Source organism: Aeromonas sp. FDAARGOS 1405 (assembly GCF_019048265.1).
In the GTDB taxonomy this organism is placed as follows: domain Bacteria; phylum Pseudomonadota; class Gammaproteobacteria; order Enterobacterales; family Aeromonadaceae; genus Aeromonas; species Aeromonas veronii_A.
The window spans coordinates 1,389,811-1,407,500 of sequence record NZ_CP077311.1 but is presented as its reverse complement, the minus strand read 5'-3'; the positions used below and the strand labels follow the sequence as shown (position 1 = coordinate 1,407,500).

Sequence of the window (17,690 nt, the reverse complement as noted above, 5' to 3'; positions counted from 1 at the left end):
CAGGCCCGGGGATCTCGGCGCGATAGAGCTGCATCCCCCCGATCCCAAGCAACGGTAATACGGCTACCGCCAGCACGATGATCCCCATCCCTCCCAGCCACTGCAACAACTGGCGGTAGAACAGGAATGCCTTGGGCAGATCATCCAACCCGGTCAACACCGTAGCCCCCGTGGTGGTCAGACCGGAAAACGACTCGAAGAAGGCTTCCGAAACTGACATGCCAGGTACATCGCTGATGATGAAAGGAACCGCACCGACACTGCCCAGCACCACCCAGAACAACACCACGATGAGGAAACCCTCCTTCGAGCGCATCTCCTTCTTGTGATAGCGGTTGGGAAACCAGAGCACCACGCCGAGCAGCAAGGCGATCAGAAAAGAGCTGACGAACTCGGCACCACCACCATCCCGATAGCCAAAAGCCACCAACGCAGGCAACAGCATGGTCGAGCTGAACAGCGCAACCAGCAAGCCAACAATGCGAATAATGCTCAGGATGTGCATTACAGCTCCCTTTCCCCAAGTAAAGAGCGATGGATTCTAGCCATCTAAGGGACGGAGGGATACCCGCCCATGAGTCCGATCGGTCAATTCGCGGTCAACCCTCTCCCATACTTCAGACTCCCACGCCACCTGCAGGGTGACCTGCTGGCCGTAATCGGCTGCCAGCAGCTCGCCGTTGTGACTGCTTATCAGTGACTCGACCACGCCCATGTCGCCATAGTCGCAATGAATGGAGGAAGGAGTACGCGGCACCTTGAGCAGGGTTGGCAGCTGCTTGAGAGCAGCCCCCACGCCGCCCCCATAAGCTTTGACCAGTCCACCAGTGCCAAGCTGGATGCCGCCGTAGTAACGCACCACCACGGCGCAGATTTCACCGAGCCCCGAGCCCATCAACTGGGCCAGGATCGGCTTGCCCGCCGTACCGGACGGTTCGCCATCATCGCTGAAGCCATAGACCTGGCTATCTTGCGGTGCGCCCGCTACAAAAGCCCAGCAGTGGTGGCGAGCGGTCGGATGTTGGCGCTTGATCTCGTTGACCCACCCCTTGGCCACCTCGACGGTCGGGGTGTGGGCGATCAGGGTAATGAAGCGGCTCTTCTTGATCTCTTCGCTGAGCTCCAATGAAGCAGCCGGAATGGAGTACGCAGCCGCCATCAGAGCCCTGCTTGTCTCGTCATGTTCTCCACCCCGTTGGCGTGCAGCACAATGTTATCTTCGATGCGGATGCCGCCAAACGGCCGCAGTGCCTCGACCTTGTTCCAGTTGACCCGTTTGCCCTGTTCGCCCTGACGCAGCGGCTCCAGCAGGCTGTCGATGAAGTAGAGTCCCGGCTCGATGGTGAGCACCTGATCCACCTCCATCACCCGGGTGCAGCGCAGATAGGGGAACAGCTCGGGCGCCGCCAGATGGGTGCCGCGCTCATCCTGCATGAAACCACCCGCATCGTGTACCTGCAGACCGAGGAAGTGGCCGAGGCCGTGAGGGAAGAAGACGTTGGTCACCCCGGTGTGGATCATCTCGTCAACCGACATGTCCACCAGCTCGGTCGCTTGCAGCAGGCGCGCCAGCTTGTGGTGCATCTGCAGATGCAGCTCGCTGTAGCGGCGACCCGGTTTGATCTCCTTGATGATCTCCTGCTGCTGCTCGTCGAGGGCTGCAATCAGATCGGCAAACTCGCCACGCCGCCACGCCCAGGTACGGGTGATGTCGGAGGCATAACCGTGGAAATCGACGCCGGCATCGATCAGGAAGGAGTGGCGCTCCGCATCCGGCACCCGCACGGCAGACAAATGAGTGTAGTGAAGGATGGCCGCATTGCGGTTGATGGCGACGATATTGCCGTAGGGCGCCTCATTGGCTCCCTGCCCGACCGCTTTCATGTAGGCCAGATTGATCTCGAACTCGCTCGCCCCCGCCATAAAGGAGTCCTTGGCGGCGATATGGCCGCGTACCCCGATCCGGTTCGCCTCACGCAGGCACTCCAGCTCGTAGGGGGTCTTGTAGGCGCGGTGATAGTGCAGGTAATTGAGCACCGCCTCGGGATTGGGCTGGGTCAGACCAAGCAGTTCGGCTACTTCCAGATGGCCGCCCAGATAGGCCCACTCCTGTTTGTTGGCTGGCAGGTGATCAGCCACCTGTTCCGGCCGGGTCAGGAAACGGATATCGAAGAACTCGACCCAGAAGGCATTGGGCAGATCCGCCACCTTGTGCCAAAAATCCACCGGGCGGTAGAACAGCAATACCGGTTTGTTCACCCCGTCCACCAGCAGCCAGCAATGGGGATTGTCCAGTACCGGCAACCAGGCCTTGAAGTGCGGGTTTACCTTGAACGGGTAATCCTGATCATCGAGGAAGATACGGTGAGTCTGGCCGGAGTGGATGGCCAGTCCGCTGAGCCCCTGTTGTTGCAGAATGTCGCGGCTGCGCTGCTGCAAGGTATCGAGGTGCTGGGCAAAAAGTTGGCTGTAGCTGCTCATGGCGTCCTGCTCCGAGGTGAATGTAATTGCAGCATAACATCAAGAGCTTGGCGGCTCGACCCGTCAAGCTGCCGCTTCGTGAGGTAACGCATACGTTACAAACGTGTTTGTTATCAACAGAAAACCAATCATTAACAAATCAAAAACAATTCAATACACTGCCGGTAGATACATGAAGTCAGGGATTACTCATGGACAACCTCTGCCTGTGGCAACCAGATCCGCTCGGGATGCAGCAATCCAACCTCTACCGTTTTATGGCGGAGGTGAACCGTTTCCACGGCTTGCAGTTGCAGAATTACCCGCAGCTTTACCAATGGTCGGTGGAGAAGACTACCCGTTTCTGGCCACTGGTATGGCAGCACTGTGGCGTCAAGGGCGAGCTCGGCAACATAGTGGCGGAGAACCGTCAGGATATGCAGCGCACCCGCTGGTTCCCCGATAGCTGCCTCAACTTCGCCGAAAACCTGCTGCGCCGTCAGGACGAGAGCCCGGCCATCATATCCCGCATCGAAGGGGGTCCAAGCCGTACTCTGAGCTGGGGTGAACTGAGTGATCAGGTTGCCCGGCTGGCTCAGTGGCTGCGTCATCATGGGATTGGTCGTGGCGATGTGGTCGCCGCCTATCTGCCCAATATTCCGGAAACCGTGGTAGCCATGCTGGCAACCACCAGTCTGGGGGCGATCTGGACCTCCACCAGCCCCGACTTTGGCGAGGCCAGCGTGGTAGAGCGCTTCGGCCAGACACGGCCGCGGGTGCTGTTTACCGTGGATGGCTATCGCTACAACGGCAAGGCCATCGATATTCAGGACAAAGTGGCAGGGGTCGTCAGCCAGATCGACAGCATAGAGCAGACGGTGATGATCCCCCTGCTCGGCAACCCGCTGCAGCTTGGTCACGACTGGCAGCAAGTGCTGGCAAGCCAGCACGGTGCCCAGCTCGCTTTCGAGCCGATGGCTTTCAATGACCCGCTCTATATCCTCTACTCCTCCGGCACCACCGGCAAACCCAAGTGCATCGTGCACGGGATTGGCGGCACCCTGCTGCAACATCTGAAAGAGCACCAACTGCACTGCGACATCAAACCGGGGGAGCGAATTTTCTACTTCACCACCTGCGGCTGGATGATGTGGAACTGGCTGGTGAGCGCCCTCTCCTCCGGCGCCACCCTGGTGCTCTATGACGGCTCGCCATTTTACCCGGATGGCAATGTGCTGTGGGATCTCGCCCGTGACGAGCAGGTCAGCTTGTTCGGTACCTCGGCCAAATATCTTGATGCGCTGCACAAGCAGGGTTATGCCCCCATCAAGAGCCACGACTTGCCGTACTTGCGGCTGATCTGCAGCACCGGCTCTGTGCTGTCGCCGGAGGGATTCGACTACGTCTATCAGCAGATAAAGCAGAATGTGCAGCTCAGCTCCATCTCAGGCGGCACCGATATCTGCTCCTGCTTCGTCATCGGCAACCCGCTCAGCCCTGTCTATCGCGGCGAGAGTCAGGGGCGCGGCCTCGGTCTCGCGGTGCAGGTATTCAACGAAGCGGGCCAGCCGGTGCAGGGGGAGAAGGGCGAACTGGTCTGTACCAAGCCGTTCCCGGCCCAGCCCATTTACTTCTGGGGTGACAAAAATGGCGACAAGTACCACGCCGCCTACTTCGAACGGTTCGACAACATCTGGTGCCACGGCGACTGGATTGAGCTAACCCCGACCGGTGGCATTCTGTTCTACGGCCGCTCCGACGCCACCCTCAACCCGGGCGGCGTGCGTATCGGCACCAGCGAGATCTACCGCTATGTCGAGCAGTTGGAGGAAGTAGAAGAGAGCATAGTCATCGGCCAGCAGTGGCAGCAGGACGAGCGGGTGGTGCTGTTCGTCAAGCTCAAGGCTGGCTGCAAGCTGGATGAGCCGCTGCGCGAGCGGATCCGCCAGCAAATAAAGCAACATTGCACCGCCCGCCACGTGCCCGCCCGCATCCTGCAGGTGGATGCCATCCCCCGCACCAAGTCCGGCAAGATCGTCGAACTGGCGGTGCGTGAAGTGGTACACAACCGGCCGGTTAACAACACCCATGCCCTCGCCGATCCCGAGGTGCTGAACCAGTATCGCAACCGGCCGGAACTGGCCAGTTGATAACAAACTCACATCTATCCGGGTATCCGGGGCGCCGCAAGGCGCCTCTCTTTTGCCCGTTTTGTGATGAGGAGCTTTTACTCGACAACTGTTAAACAAATGTTTTAAATAGGTGTTGAAAATGTCTCCTTTTGGATCAATAGTGAGCCTCGCCCCCTGCTGGGGATTAAGGAGCACCACTCCCCACTGAGTGGGAACAAGGAGACACTCTCATGATCTACCAAGGCGAAACCCTGTCGGTCAGCTACCTCGAAAACGGCATCGCCGAGCTGAGGTTTGATGCCCCGGGTTCAGTCAACAAGCTGGATCGCGCTACCCTGCTCTCCCTGAGCGAAGCGATCGCCGCATTACAACAAGAACGTGAACTAAAAGGTCTGATCCTCACCTCCGGCAAAGACGCCTTTATCGTCGGTGCCGACATTACCGAATTCCTGGAACTGTTCGATCTGCCGCAAGAAGATCTGCTCGGCTGGCTGAAAAAGGCCAACGACATCTTCAATGCCATCGAAGATCTGCCGGTTCCGACCCTCTCCGCCATCAAGGGCCACGCTCTGGGCGGCGGCTGCGAGACCATCCTCTCCACCGACTTCCGTCTGGCCGACACCAGCGCCAAGATTGGCTTGCCCGAGACCAAACTCGGCATCATGCCGGGCTTTGGCGGCACCGTCCGTCTGCCGCGGGTGATCGGCGCTGACAACGCGCTTGAGTGGATCACCACCGGTAAGGATTACCGTGCCGATGACGCCCTCAAGGTGGGCGCCATCGACGCCGTGGTCGCCCCGGATGCACTGCAGAGCGCTGCGCTGCAGATGATCAAGGACGCCATCGCGGGCAAGCTGGACTGGCAGAGCCGTCGCGCCGCCAAAAAAGCCCCGCTGCGCCTCTCCAAACTGGAAGCCATGATGAGCTTCACCACCGCCGCCGGCATGGTTGCCGCCGTGGCGGGCAAACACTATCCGGCGCCGATGACTGCGGTGAAAACTGTCGAGGCCGCCGCAGGTATGGGCCGTGACGAGGCGCTGGTCGTTGAAGCACAGGGCTTTATCAAGCTGGCCAAGACCGATGTCGCCAAGGCACTGGTCGGCATCTTCCTCAACGATCAGCACATCAAGGCGCTAGCCAAGAAGGCGGCCAAGCAGGCGAGCAAGGCCACTGGCCACGCCGCCGTACTGGGTGCTGGCATCATGGGCGGCGGCATTGCCTACCAGTCTGCCAGCAAAGGCATTCCGGCGGTGATGAAGGATATCAACGAGAAGGCGCTGGCACTTGGCATGAATGAGGCCACCAAGCTGCTCAACGGCCAGCTCGAAAAGGGTCGCATCGACGGCATCAAGATGGGTCAGGTGCTCTCTGCCATTACTCCGACCCTCAGCTATGACAACGTCAAAGGCGTGGACGTGGTGGTCGAAGCCGTGGTCGAGAATCCCAAGGTGAAAGCCGCCGTACTGGGCGAAGTGGAAGGAATCATCGGCGAAGACGCCGTGCTCGCCAGCAACACCTCCACCATTCCCATCTCCCTGCTGGCCAAGGGGCTGAAGCGCCCGCAGAACTTCTGCGGTATGCACTTCTTCAACCCGGTGCACCGTATGCCACTGGTGGAGATCATCCGCGGCGAGCAAACCTCCGATGAAACCATCAACCGCGTGGTGGCCTATGCCGCCGCCATGGGCAAGTCCCCTGTGGTGGTCAACGATTGCCCGGGCTTCTTCGTCAACCGGGTGCTGTTCCCCTACTTCTTCGGCTTCAACAAGCTGGTCGCCGATGGTGCTGACTTCGCGGCCGTCGACAAGGTGATGGAGAAGGAGTTTGGCTGGCCCATGGGCCCCGCCTATCTGCTGGACGTGGTCGGCATCGACACCGGTCACCATGCCGGTGATGTGATGGCGCAGGGCTTCCCGGCACGCATGAGCAAGGAAGGTCGCACCGCCATCGACGTGATGTACGAAGTGAATCGCTTCGGTCAGAAGAACGGCAAGGGCTTCTACGCCTACGAGCAGGACAAGAAGGGCAAACCGAAGAAGGTGGCCGACGCCGCTGCTTACGAGCTGCTGGCCCCCATCGCCAAGCCGAAACAGGATTTCGACAAGGAAGCCATCATCGCTCGCATGATGATCCCGATGATCAACGAGGTGGTGCTCTGTCTGGAAGAGGGCATTGTCGCCACGCCAGCCGAAGCCGACATCGCACTGGTCTACGGTCTGGGCTTCCCTCCCTTCCGCGGCGGCGTGTTCCGCTATCTGGACACCATTGGTCTGGATCGCTACGTGGCCATGGCCGACCAGTATGCCGACTTGGGCCCGCTCTACCGCGTCAGCGACAAGCTGCGTGAGATGGCGGCCCAGGGCAAAACCTTCTACTGATTGCGGAAAGGAGATCCATTCATGAAAGACGTAGTCATTGTCGACTGTATCCGGACCCCGATGGGCCGGTCCAAGGGCGGCGCCTTCCGCAACGTGCGTGCAGAAGATCTGTCCGCGCACCTGATGAAATCCATCCTGCTGCGCAACCCCAACCTCGACCCGAACGAGATCGAGGATATCTACTGGGGCTGCGTACAGCAGACCCTGGAGCAGGGCTTCAACATCGCCCGCAACGCCGCGCTGCTGGCCGGTATTCCGAAGCAGGTGGGGGCGGTGACCGTCAACCGCCTGTGTGGCTCCTCCATGCAGGCGCTGCACGACGCCTCCCGCGCCATTCAGGTGGGTGACGGGGATATCTTCATCATCGGCGGCGTCGAGCACATGGGTCACGTGCCGATGAGCCACGGCGTTGACTTCCACCCCGGCATGGCCAAGTCGGTGGCGAAAGCCTCCGGCATGATGGGGTTGACCGCCGAGATGCTCGGCAAGCTGCACGGCATCAGCCGTCAGCAGCAGGACGAGTTTGCCGCCCGCTCCCACCGCCGCGCTCACGCGGCAACCGTGGAAGGACGTTTTGCCAAGGAGATCGTCGGGCTGGAAGGCCATGACGCCAGTGGCGCCCGCTTCTTCTACGACTATGACGAGGTAATCCGTCCCGAGACCACGGTTGAAACCCTGAGCCAGCTGCGCCCGGTGTTTGACCCGGTCAACGGCACCGTCACCGCCGGCAGCTCCTCGGCCCTGTCCGATGGCGCCGCCGCCATGCTGGTGATGAGCGCGGATCGTGCCAAGGCCCTCGGCCTCACGCCGCGCGCCAGGGTTCGTGCCATGGCCATCGCCGGCTGCGACGCAGCCATCATGGGTTACGGCCCGGTTCCGGCGACCCAGAAGGCGCTCAAACGGGCCGGTCTGACCATCGGTGACATCGACCTGTTCGAGCTGAACGAGGCGTTTGCCGCCCAGTCCTTGCCCTGCGTGAAAGATTTGGGTCTGCAGGATCAGGTGGACGAGAAGGTGAACCTGAACGGCGGCGCCATTGCGCTGGGTCACCCGCTCGGCTGCTCCGGTGCGCGCATCTCCACCACCCTCATCAATCTGATGGAGGAGAAGGATGCCACGCTGGGGGTTGCCACCATGTGTATCGGTCTGGGCCAGGGCATCGCCACCGTGTTTGAACGGGTGTGATAACCAGCCGGATCGACGGGATGCACTACTGAGAGTTGTCCCTTTTCGGGGCCAGTCTGACTGGCCCCTTTTCAAGTCTGTGACGATCGCCACACGGGGTGCTCGTCAGTGGTCAGAAGCTGTCTGTTGGCCGTCCCGTTTGGGTCGGCCTTTTTTCGTTTTAATCTTATCAATAGGCTGTTATTGCCTTAAACCTCACATTAGATAGGGGGCTTGCTTGCTTTTTACTCCCCCGACAGGTTCAATCTGCACAAAAAAATGGGTGGATGCACATACATATGTCAATGAGCAAACAACTGCTGATCGTCGATGACGACCAAGAGATCCGCGAGCTGCTCAATGAGTACCTGACCCGGGCGGGCTTTCAGGTATTGACGGCGGCGGAGGGCAACGAGATGCGCCAGCAACTCGCCCAGCACAGCCCGGACCTGATTATTCTGGACATCATGATGCCCGGCGAGGACGGTTTTACCCTCTGCCAGCAGATCCGTCGTGACTCCCAGGTGCCCATCATCATGCTGACCGCCGCCTCCGACGAAGCGGATCGGGTGATCGGCCTCGAACTCGGCGCCGACGACTATATCGCCAAGCCGTTCAGCCCCCGCGAACTGCAGGCCCGCATCAAGGCGCTGCTGCGCCGCGCCGAATTCCGCCAGCCGGAAAAAGAGAAAGAGCCGAGCCGCCGCCTGCGTTTTGCCGAGTGGACCCTCGACACCCTGAGCCACCAGCTGACCCATGACGATGGCAGCCTGCTGGATCTCTCCGGCAGCGATGCCATGCTGCTCGGCATGTTCCTGCAACAGCCCGGCGTGGTGCTGGATCGCGACACCATCTCGGATGCCACCCGCGGTCGCGAAAGTCTGCCGATGGAGCGCGGCATCGACGTGCAGATCAGCCGTCTGCGCCAGAAGCTGGGCGACAACGGCAAGAGCCCGCGCATCATCAAGACCATTCGCGGCAGTGGCTACATGCTGATTGCCGAGGTGCACGAGCTGCCATGAGCAACAAGTGGTCCTGGGGGGCGCTGGTACCCCGCTCCCTGTTGTCACGGATGATCCTGCTGCTGTTGCTGGCCATCCTGCTCTCCCAGACCATTCTGACCGGCATCTGGATGCAGCAGATCCAGAAGCGGGAACTGGAGGGGATGCTCAGCACCACCCGCAACCTCGCCATGTCTGCCGCCTCCACCGTCAACTTCTTCAAATCCCTGCCGCTACAGTATCGCCATATCGCGCTGGACCAGCTGCGCAACATGGGGGGCAGCCGCTTCTTCGTCTCGCTCAACGAGGAAGAGATCCACATCAACGCCATCCCCGACAGCGAACGCAAGACACAGGTGCTGGAGGAGGTGCAGGGAGTGCTGACCCGCAAGCTCTCCGACGCCATGGCGATCAAGGTGGATTTCTCCCGGCCCGATGACCTCCACGTCTTCAACAACGACACCCTGCTGGCGGATCTTCCCTCCTCCTGGGCCCGCTACACCCTGTCGCTGGAGCCGCTCAATCCACCGGTACTGGTGACCCAGATCGAGATTGAAAAGGGGGAGTGGCTCTATCTGGCGGCCCTGCTGCCCGCCCCCTACATGACCCTCGACGATACCGTGATGCCGAGCAACCAGGTGCGTTTCATCGCCCTGATGACGGTGTTCCTCTGCTTCTTCACCTTTATGCTGGTGCGCTGGCAGACCCGCCCGCTGCGCCGTCTCGCCAAGGCGGCGGTCAATCTCGGCAAAGATATCGATCAGCCTTCGCTCAAGGAGGAAGGGGCATCGGAAATCGTGGCGGCGACCCGCGCCTTCAACATCATGCAGCACCGCATCCGTCGCTATATCGACGATAGAGAGCGGCTGTTCAGCTCGATTTCCCACGACCTCAAGACCCCCATCACCCGACTGCGACTGCGGGTCGAACTGCTCGACGACGAGGTGCAAATCGCCAAGTTCAACAAGGATCTCGACGAGCTGGAGCTGATGGTGAAAGGGGCGCTGCAGACGGTCAAAGAGACCGACATTCACGAGAATATCGAGGAGATCGACATCAACGCCCTGCTTGAGCAGATGGCGGAGTCGATGAACCTGCACGACGAGCGGCTGACCATCGAAGGCCACTGCAAGTGGCCCTACCGCGGCAAGCTGCTGGCGCTCAAGCGCTGCATCGGCAATCTGGTAGACAACGGCATCAAGTACGGCCAGCGGGTGCGCATCATCATCATGGATGACGAGGAGATGCTGATCCTCTTCATCATGGATGAGGGCCCCGGCCTGCCGGACGATCAGTTCGAGCGTATCTTCGAACCCTATTACCGGCTCAGTACCGATCAGGCTGGCACCGGCCTCGGCCTTGGCATCGCCCGCAACATAGCCCACGCCCACGGTGGCGATCTGGTGCTGGAAAACCGTCCGCAAGGTGGCCTGCAGGCCACGCTCTCCCTACCAAGGCAGTAACCTTATGAAGTGGTTGTCTTTTTCTGTCATCGCCCTGCTCTCTGCTCCCGTTGCCGCCTCCCAGGTGGAAGTGCTGCACTGGTGGACGTCCGGCGGCGAAGCGAAAGCGGTCGAAGTGCTCAAATCCGAGTGGACCAAACAGGGCAACCAATGGAACGACTTCGCGGTACAGGGCGGCGGCGGCAAGAGCGCCATGACGGTATTGAAGAGCCGGGCGCTGGCGGCCAACCCGCCCGAAGCGGCCCACCTCAAGGGTTACGAGCTCAAGGAGTGGGCCGGGCTCGGCTTTTTACGCGATCTCACCCCGATGGCGGAGCACCTCGGTTGGTACAGTCAGATGCCGCCCATGGTGCGTGCCACCCTCAGCCAGAATGGCGCCCTGATGGCCGTGCCCACCGGCATCCATCGGGTCAACTGGCTATGGCTCAACCGCAAGATTTTCGAGCGCAACAAGCTGACTCCCCCCACCGACTGGGCCCAGTTTGTCACCGTCGCCGACCAGCTTAAAAAACGGGGCATCACCCCGCTCGCCATCGGCAACGAGCCCTGGCAGCTGGCGGTACTGTTTGAAACGGTGGCACTCGGTGAGGGCGGAAAAGAATTCTATCGCAAGGCGTTCCTCGAGCAGGACAGCGCTACCCTGACCGGCCCCAACATGGTGCGGGTGTTGACCCGCTTCCAGCAGCTGCGCGCCTATGTGCCGCAAAAATACGCCGGTCTGAAATGGCATCAGGCCACCAATCTGCTGGAGAGCGGCGGCGCCGCCATGCAGGTGATGGGGGACTGGGTGAAGGGAGAACTTAGTGCCGGAGACTACCGGCCCGGTGAAGATATAGTCTGTCTGCCGAGCCCGGGCAGCGAGGGGCTGTTCAGCTACAACCTCGATTCCATCGCCATGTTCAAGCAGCGGGATCCGGCCCAGCTGCAGGCACAGGGCGATCTGGCCCAGTTGCTGATGACGCCGAAATTCCAGGAAGAGTTCAACCGGGTGAAGGGGTCAATTCCGGCACTGACCCAACCGGACATGAGCAAGTTCGACCGCTGCGCCGTCCGTTCGTATCAGGATTTCCTGCTGGCGGAAAAACAGGACAACCTGCTGCCCAGCATGGCGGAAGGGATGGCGACGCCGACCAATATGCGGCAGGCAATCCTCGATGTGCTGAGCAACTTCTTCAACGACCCCAAGGCCAACCCGGAGCAGACGGCGCTGCATCTGGAGCGGGCGATGCGCTCGACCCGCTGATCCGGGCACATTGCCAAACGGCAGAAATGACAAAGGCGGAATTGCTCCGCCTTTGTTGTTGAATCGCCATCCGATTCAGGATTGATCGTTCTCGTCCTCATCCTCGTCATAGTAATCGCTGAGCTCGATCCAGAGCCCCAACCCGACCATCACCATGGAGCCGAACCAGGTACCGGTATTCCCGATCGGGCTGCCCATCACTATCATGGCGAAGGACAAGAACCCCATGCCTGCATAGGCTTGTAATCTGCCGTAGGAGACCTGCATATTCACCTCCTTGTTGAATATGGTTCAATTTTTATATTACTCGTCCGGCGCAAGCTGGATAGGGTCGAATAACATTTCGGTTACATATGCTGGTTGATGGGGCGTTTGTTTGATTATTTTTTAGCCCTGAGTATCATTGGCAGCCGAATAGGTTGAAGGTTGATAATAGATGAGTGATTTATTCTGCGATGCGACCCACGAGTTGGACGCAATCGGGCTTCGTTGCCCGGAACCCGTTATGATGGTTCGCAAGAAAGTGCGGCTGATGGCGGATGGCGAGACCCTGCTGGTCAGCGCCGACGATCCTTCAACCACCCGCGACATCCCCAGTTTCTGCCGCTTTATGGATCACACCCTGGTCGCCAGCGAGACAGAGCAGGCCCCCTACCGCTATCTGATCCGCAAGGGTCACTAAGCCCCCGTACCGGAGCACTCCATGACAACCATTACCCGAATCGGCACCACCCAGCGTTGGTCAGACGTCGTCATCCACAATGGCACCCTCTACGTGGTGGAAGTGCCCGTCAGCGAAGAGGCCGACATCCACCAGCAGACCCGCGAAGTGCTGGCGAGCCTGCAACGCCTGCTGGAAGCCAACGGCTCCGGCGTAGACAAAATTCTGATGGCCAATATCTATCTCAAAGACATTGGTGACATCGCTGCCTTCAACGAGCAGTGGGATGCCTGGATCCCGGCTGGCACCGCACCCGTGCGCGCCTGCGTACAAGCCCGCCTCGCCCACGAAGGCTACAAGGTGGAAGTGCAGCTGACAGCGGCGGTCTAAGAGGCGCTTATCCCCCTCATCCCCGCCCCTTCTCCCACGAGGTGAGAAGGGAGCAAACAACAAGGCGCCATTGCTCGCAACTGCGCCAATAGAAAGGCCCCGCCATTACTGGCGGGGCCTTTTCGTTACCGAAACCTGAACGACTTAGGCGGTCGGGGTCAGGGTAATGGTCACGCGGCGGTTCTGGGCTTTGCCAGCGGCGGTGCTGTTGGTAGCAACCGGCTGATCCGGGCCCACGCCGGTGGTGGAGATGCGGCTACCTGCTACGCCCTGACCAATCAGCTGGGCGGCAACGGCATCGGCACGATCGCGGGAGAGCTTCATGTTCAGGTCGCGGGAACCGGTACTGTCGGTGTGACCGACCACGTTCAGGCGGGTCTTGTCGAACTCGGCAACCACCATGGCCACGCCGGAGAGGGTGTTGGCACCGGCCGCTTTCAGCTGGGAGCTGGAGCTATCGAAGGTGACGTTGTTCGGCATGTTGAGGATCAGCTCATTGCCATTGCGGGTCACGCTGACGCCAGTGCCTTGCAGCTTCTCGCGCAGCTTGGCTTCCTGCACGTCCATGTAGTAGCCGATACCGCCACCCAGGGCCGCGCCAGCAGCAACGCCGGTCAGGATGCCCTTCTTGCGGTCACCCTTGCTGGAGGAGAGCGCACCTACGGCCGCACCAGCAGCGGCGCCAGCCAGCGCGCCCCAGGCACCTTTGGAGGTCTGGGATTCACCTGTGTAGGGGTTGGTGGTACAGCCGCTCAGGGCAACGGTCAGTGCCAGAGCAGGCACCAGGATCTTGGCTCGCATGAAAAAACCTCTGTGAAAACAATCCGGCACCATGCCGGGGGCCGGATTGTAACGCGCTGGCACGCCATTGTCTGACGCAAGCCTGAACAGATGGCGAGAGTGGTGTTTTTTTGTGCAATCGGCGGACTGTCAGCGCGGTAACTGACACTCGGCGTGGCAAGGACAGTTGACCAGATGATCGTTCACCATTCCCACCGCCTGCATAAAGGCGTAACAGATGGTGCTGCCGACGAAGTTGAAGCCGAGCTTCTTGAGCGCTTTCGACATGGCATCCGACTCCGGCGAGGTCGCCGGAATATCGCCGTTGCCCTGCCGCTGGTTGACGATGGGGGCGCCGCCGACAAAGCCCCACAGGTAGTCGGCGAAGTCGATCCCCTGCTCCTGCAACGCTAGATAAGCGCGGGCATTTCTGATGATCGACTGCACCTTGAGCCGGTTGCGGATGATGCCGCTGTCCTGCATCAGCCGCTCCACATCCTGCTCGTCGAACTGCACGATACGCTGCGGATCAAAGTCGGCATAGGCGCGGTAATAGCTCTCGGTGCGCTTGAGGATGGTGATCCACGACAGCCCCGCCTGCTGGCCGTCGAGGCAGAGCTTGGCAAACAGCTCACGCGAGTCATAGACCGGCCTGCCCCACTGTTTGTCATGGTATTCAATGTATTCCGGGTCCTTGGTCACCCAGGCGCAGCGCAGTTCCATTTCCTCTCCCTCGTTATTTCAGCGGTTTGCCCGACCCTGCCCACTCTGCAGGCGGCACTGCTCACATCATATACCGGACATCCCGCCCGACCAGCCAGAGCGCAGCACCATCCCGCGAATCCGCTGCAATTTCGCCTATTATCCGACCATGCCAGACGGTATACTCCCTCGGTTCACATTCAGCAAATCTTGCTCTGATTTTCACTTCGCGCGAAAAAAATTATGCAAAAATTCGATGTCAAAACCTTTCAGGGCCTGATCCTGCAGCTGCAGGACTATTGGTCCCGCCAGGGCTGTACCATCATTCAGCCGCTGGATATGGAAGTGGGTGCCGGTACTTCCCACCCCATGACCTGTCTGCGTGCCCTGGGCCCGGAGCCCATCGCCTGCGCCTACGTGCAACCGTCCCGCCGTCCGACTGACGGCCGCTACGGTGAAAACCCGAACCGCCTGCAGCACTACTACCAGTTCCAGGTGATCATCAAGCCTTCCCCCGACAACATTCAGGAACTCTATCTGGGCTCCCTGAAAGAGCTGGGCATGGATCCTGAAATCCATGACATCCGCTTCGTGGAAGACAACTGGGAAAACCCGACCCTGGGTGCCTGGGGTCTGGGTTGGGAAGTGTGGCTGAACGGCATGGAAGTGACCCAGTTCACCTACTTCCAGCAGGTTGGCGGCCTCGAGTGCAAGCCGGTCACCGGCGAGATCACCTACGGTCTCGAGCGTCTGGCCATGTACATTCAGGGCGTAGACAGCGTCTACGATCTGGTCTGGTCTGACGGCCCGCTGGGCAAGACCACCTACGGCGACGTGTTCCACCAGAACGAAGTGGAGCAATCCACCTACAACTTCGAACACGCCGATGTGGAGTTCCTGTTCCACTGCTTCGAGCAGTACGAGAAGGAAGCCCAGAATCTGCTGGCACTGGAAAAACCGCTGCCGCTGCCTGCCTACGAGCGCATCCTCAAAGCCGCTCACTCCTTCAACCTGCTGGATGCCCGCAAGGCCATCTCGGTCACCGAGCGTCAGCGCTACATCCTGCGCATTCGCACCCTGACCAAGGCCGTGGCAGAGGCATACTACGCCTCCCGCGAAGCGCTGGGCTTCCCTATGTGTCAGCGCAGTGAGAACAAGCAAGGTTAAGGAACGGACATGGCACAACATACATTTCTGGTAGAGATCGGTACTGCTGAGCTGCCGCCCAAAGCCCTGCGCTCCCTGGCCGAAGCCTTTGCCGACAACTTCAAAGCCGAACTGACCAAGGCCGATCTGGCCTTCGGCGACATCGAGTGGTTTGCTTCACCGCGTCGTCTGGCGCTGAAGGTAAGCGAGCTGGCTGGCGAACAGCCGAGCAAGAGCGTCGAGAAGCGCGGCCCGGCCGTAGCGCAGGCGTTCGATGCCGAAGGCAAGCCGACCAAGGCTGCCGAAGGCTGGGCCCGTGGCAACGGCATCACCGTTGAGCAGGCCGAGCGTCTGGTCACCGACAAGGGCGAGTGGCTGGTTCACACCGCCAAGGTTGAAGGCCGTCCGGCCAAAGAATTGCTGGGCGAACTGGTCGCCTCTGCGCTGGCCAAGCTGCCGATCCCGAAAATGATGCGCTGGGGCGACAAGACCATCCAGTTCGTGCGTCCGGTCTTCACCGTGACCCTGCTGCTGGATGGCGAGCTGGTTCCCGCCCACATTCTGGGTATCGACTCAGCCCGCACCATTCGCGGTCACCGCTTTATGGGCGAGAGCGAGTTCACCATCGACAACGCCAGCCAGTACCCGCAGATCCTGCAGGAGCGCGGCATGGTGATTGCCGACTTCATGGCGCGCAAGGCCAAGATCAAGGCTGACGTCGAAGCGGCCGCTGCCGCCTTCGGTGGCGTAGCCGATCTGGACGACGCCCTGCTGGAAGAAGTGACCGCACTGGTCGAGTGGCCTGTGGTGCTGACCGCCAACTTCGAAGAGAAGTTCCTGGCCGTGCCGGCTGAAGCGCTGGTGCACACCATGAAGGGTGACCAGAAGTACTTCCCGGTCTACGACAAGAACGGCAAGCTGCTGCCGAAGTTCATCTTCGTCACCAACATCGAGTCCAAAGACCCGAGCCAGATCATCAGCGGCAACGAGAAGGTGGTTCGCCCCCGTCTCTCTGACGCCGAGTTCTTCTTCAAGACCGACCTCAAGCAGACCCTGGCCTCCCGCCTGCCGCGCCTTGAAACCGTGCTGTTCCAGCAACAGCTGGGTACCGTCAAGGCCAAGGTCGAGCGCATCGAGACCGTTGCCGGCTTTATCGCCGAGCGCATCAGTGGTGGCGATAATGCCGTCGTGACTCAGGCCCGCCGTGCCGGTCTGCTCTCCAAGTGTGACCTGATGACCAACATGGTCGGCGAGTTCACCGACACCCAGGGTGTCATGGGGATGCACTACGCCCGTCACGATGGCGAAGATGAAGCAGTGGCCGTGGCCCTCAACGAGCAGTACATGCCGCGCTTTGCCGGCGATGCCCTGCCGTCCGGTCTGGTTGCCTGCGCCGTCGCGCTGGCCGACAAGTTCGACACTCTGGCCGGTATCTTCGGCATCGGCATGCTGCCGAAGGGTGACAAGGACCCGTTCGCCCTGCGTCGCGCCGCCATCGGTGCCCTGCGTATCATGACCGAGAAGCAGCTGGATCTGGATCTGGTTGAACTGGTTGAAGAAGCGGTACGCGTCTACGGCGACAAGCTGACCAACAAAACCGTCGTCACCGACGTGGTCGACTTTATGCTGGGCCGCTTCCGCGCCGCCTATCAGGACGAAGGCATCGGTGCCGACGTGGTGCTGGCCGTACTGGCACGCCGCCCGACCCGTCCGCTCGACTTCGATCGTCGCGTCAAGGCCGTCAGCCACTTCCGCACGCTGGATGCCGCACTGGCACTGGCTGCCGCCAACAAGCGCGTGAGCAACATTCTGGCCAAGGTCGAAGGCGAGTTGCCGACTGCCGTCAAACCGGAACTGCTGGTCGATGCCGCCGAGAAGGCGCTGGCCACCCAGGTTGCCGAACTGCAAGCCGAACTGGCCCCGCTGTTCGCTGCCGGTGACTATCAGGCAGCCCTCACCCGTCTGGCCGCCCTGCGCGAGCCGGTCGACACCTTCTTCAACGAAGTGATGGTGATGGCCGACGACGAAGCCCTCAAGGCCAACCGTCTGGCACTGCTGAACAACCTGCGTAACCTGTTCCTGCAAGTCGCGGATATCTCCCTGCTGCAGTGATTTTGGTTGAATCAGTGATATTAAGAACGGCGCCGTAAAGGCGCCGTTCTTATAAAAA

Annotated in this window: 16 protein-coding genes (1 of these 16 running past the window's edge); 10 read left to right on the top strand and 6 right to left on the bottom strand. The window is 60.5% G+C overall.

The features are described 5' to 3' along the window. The 3 genes in view from I6L35_RS06640 to pepQ are tightly spaced (at most 36 nt apart) and all read right to left on the bottom strand, a layout consistent with a single transcriptional unit that may run on beyond the window. Positions 1-505, bottom strand: the beginning of a protein-coding gene (locus tag I6L35_RS06640; protein ID WP_216979840.1) for a TrkH family potassium uptake protein. 953 nt of this gene lie to the left of the window's left edge; only the first 505 of its 1,458 coding nucleotides appear in the window; its start codon is at positions 503-505; the stop codon falls past the left edge of the window. A gap of 36 nt (positions 506-541) precedes the next feature. After that, positions 542-1,159: a YigZ family protein gene (locus I6L35_RS06635; protein ID WP_216979839.1), complete on the bottom strand. Its 618-nt coding sequence runs from the start codon at positions 1,157-1,159 to the stop codon at positions 542-544. Further along, the gene (pepQ, locus tag I6L35_RS06630) at positions 1,159-2,481 is read right to left on the bottom strand and encodes a Xaa-Pro dipeptidase (protein WP_216979838.1); all 1,323 of its coding nucleotides are present in this window, start codon (positions 2,479-2,481) and stop codon (positions 1,159-1,161) included. The genes I6L35_RS06635 and pepQ overlap by 1 nt, the downstream gene beginning before the upstream one ends. Before the next feature lie 191 nt (positions 2,482-2,672). On the opposite strand from pepQ, the gene I6L35_RS06625 reads away from it, so the two are divergent. The 6 genes from I6L35_RS06625 to I6L35_RS06600 all read left to right on the top strand — a co-directional run bounded on the left by I6L35_RS06625 (position 2,673) and on the right by I6L35_RS06600 (position 11,841). Beyond that, positions 2,673-4,610 (top strand): acetoacetate--CoA ligase, encoded by a 1,938-nt coding sequence (locus tag I6L35_RS06625; RefSeq protein WP_216979837.1) that lies wholly within the window; start codon positions 2,673-2,675, stop codon positions 4,608-4,610. 212 nt (positions 4,611-4,822) lie between these two features. Next, entirely contained in the window at positions 4,823-6,970 is a 2,148-nt protein-coding gene (gene fadB, locus I6L35_RS06620; protein ID WP_216979836.1) for a fatty acid oxidation complex subunit alpha FadB, read from the top strand. After that, positions 6,971-8,155 carry an acetyl-CoA C-acyltransferase FadA gene (gene fadA / locus I6L35_RS06615; protein WP_198493551.1) on the top strand — a complete coding sequence of 395 codons (1,185 nt, stop codon included), beginning with the start codon at positions 6,971-6,973 and terminating at the stop codon, positions 8,153-8,155. A gap of 278 nt (positions 8,156-8,433) precedes the next feature. Continuing rightward, positions 8,434-9,156, top strand: coding sequence for a response regulator (locus I6L35_RS06610; RefSeq protein ID WP_005339475.1), 723 nt, complete (start codon positions 8,434-8,436; stop codon positions 9,154-9,156). Continuing rightward, the gene (locus I6L35_RS06605; protein ID WP_005339474.1) at positions 9,153-10,598 is read left to right on the top strand and encodes an ATP-binding protein; all 1,446 of its coding nucleotides are present in this window, start codon (positions 9,153-9,155) and stop codon (positions 10,596-10,598) included. The genes I6L35_RS06610 and I6L35_RS06605 overlap by 4 nt, the downstream gene beginning before the upstream one ends. Before the next feature lie 4 nt (positions 10,599-10,602). Then, positions 10,603-11,841 (top strand): ABC transporter substrate-binding protein, encoded by a 1,239-nt coding sequence (locus tag I6L35_RS06600; protein ID WP_216979835.1) that lies wholly within the window; start codon positions 10,603-10,605, stop codon positions 11,839-11,841. Between the two features lie 75 nt (positions 11,842-11,916). On the opposite strand, the gene I6L35_RS06595 is transcribed toward I6L35_RS06600, so the two are convergent. After that, positions 11,917-12,108, bottom strand: a complete 192-nt coding sequence (locus I6L35_RS06595) for a hypothetical protein (protein ID WP_005339471.1) — start codon at positions 12,106-12,108, stop codon at positions 11,917-11,919. A gap of 169 nt (positions 12,109-12,277) precedes the next feature. Here I6L35_RS06595 and tusA point away from each other — a divergent pair, with 169 nt between their 5' ends. Both tusA and I6L35_RS06585 read left to right on the top strand, forming a co-directional pair. After that, positions 12,278-12,523 (top strand): sulfurtransferase TusA, encoded by a 246-nt coding sequence (gene tusA / locus I6L35_RS06590; RefSeq protein ID WP_216979834.1) that lies wholly within the window; start codon positions 12,278-12,280, stop codon positions 12,521-12,523. 21 nt (positions 12,524-12,544) lie between these two features. Continuing rightward, positions 12,545-12,892 carry a RidA family protein gene (locus I6L35_RS06585; RefSeq protein ID WP_021229265.1) on the top strand — a complete coding sequence of 116 codons (348 nt, stop codon included), beginning with the start codon at positions 12,545-12,547 and terminating at the stop codon, positions 12,890-12,892. A 144-nt stretch (positions 12,893-13,036) separates the two neighbouring features. Here the strand turns inward: I6L35_RS06585 and I6L35_RS06580 are convergent, their stop codons facing one another. Together I6L35_RS06580 and I6L35_RS06575 are read right to left on the bottom strand one after the other, a co-directional pair. Continuing rightward, a complete protein-coding gene (locus I6L35_RS06580; protein WP_005339468.1) occupies positions 13,037-13,693 on the bottom strand; it encodes an OmpA family lipoprotein in 657 nt (218 codons plus the stop codon). Positions 13,694-13,822: 129 nt separating this feature from the next. Next, entirely contained in the window at positions 13,823-14,395 is a 573-nt protein-coding gene (locus I6L35_RS06575; RefSeq protein WP_216979833.1) for a DNA-3-methyladenine glycosylase I, read from the bottom strand. A gap of 222 nt (positions 14,396-14,617) precedes the next feature. Here I6L35_RS06575 and glyQ point away from each other — a divergent pair, with 222 nt between their 5' ends. Together glyQ and glyS are read left to right on the top strand one after the other, a co-directional pair. Continuing rightward, positions 14,618-15,541, top strand: coding sequence for a glycine--tRNA ligase subunit alpha (gene glyQ / locus I6L35_RS06570; protein ID WP_005339464.1), 924 nt, complete (start codon positions 14,618-14,620; stop codon positions 15,539-15,541). A 9-nt stretch (positions 15,542-15,550) separates the two neighbouring features. Next, positions 15,551-17,632: a glycine--tRNA ligase subunit beta gene (gene glyS, locus I6L35_RS06565; protein WP_216979832.1), complete on the top strand. Its 2,082-nt coding sequence runs from the start codon at positions 15,551-15,553 to the stop codon at positions 17,630-17,632. Positions 17,633-17,690: the final 58 nt, after the last annotated feature.

Bases quoted from the DNA above. Each gene is read 5' to 3' on its own strand.
- I6L35_RS06600 (WP_216979835.1), top strand. From the start codon at position 10,603: ATGAAGTGGTTGTCTTTTTCTGTCATCGCCCTGCTCTCTGCTCCCGTT.
- I6L35_RS06625 (WP_216979837.1), top strand. From the start codon at position 2,673: ATGGACAACCTCTGCCTGTGGCAACCAGATCCGCTCGGGATGCAGCAA.
- I6L35_RS06575 (WP_216979833.1), bottom strand. From the start codon at position 14,395: ATGGAACTGCGCTGCGCCTGGGTGACCAAGGACCCGGAATACATTGAA.
- I6L35_RS06580 (WP_005339468.1), bottom strand. From the start codon at position 13,693: ATGCGAGCCAAGATCCTGGTGCCTGCTCTGGCACTGACCGTTGCCCTG.
- I6L35_RS06635 (WP_216979839.1), bottom strand. From the start codon at position 1,159: ATGGCGGCTGCGTACTCCATTCCGGCTGCTTCATTGGAGCTCAGCGAA.
- fadB (WP_216979836.1), top strand. From the start codon at position 4,823: ATGATCTACCAAGGCGAAACCCTGTCGGTCAGCTACCTCGAAAACGGC.
- tusA (WP_216979834.1), top strand. From the start codon at position 12,278: ATGAGTGATTTATTCTGCGATGCGACCCACGAGTTGGACGCAATCGGG.
- glyS (WP_216979832.1), top strand. From the start codon at position 15,551: ATGGCACAACATACATTTCTGGTAGAGATCGGTACTGCTGAGCTGCCG.
- I6L35_RS06605 (WP_005339474.1), top strand. From the start codon at position 9,153: ATGAGCAACAAGTGGTCCTGGGGGGCGCTGGTACCCCGCTCCCTGTTG.
- I6L35_RS06585 (WP_021229265.1), top strand. From the start codon at position 12,545: ATGACAACCATTACCCGAATCGGCACCACCCAGCGTTGGTCAGACGTC.
- I6L35_RS06595 (WP_005339471.1), bottom strand. From the start codon at position 12,108: ATGCAGGTCTCCTACGGCAGATTACAAGCCTATGCAGGCATGGGGTTC.
- I6L35_RS06610 (WP_005339475.1), top strand. From the start codon at position 8,434: ATGTCAATGAGCAAACAACTGCTGATCGTCGATGACGACCAAGAGATC.
- glyQ (WP_005339464.1), top strand. From the start codon at position 14,618: ATGCAAAAATTCGATGTCAAAACCTTTCAGGGCCTGATCCTGCAGCTG.
- pepQ (WP_216979838.1), bottom strand. From the start codon at position 2,481: ATGAGCAGCTACAGCCAACTTTTTGCCCAGCACCTCGATACCTTGCAG.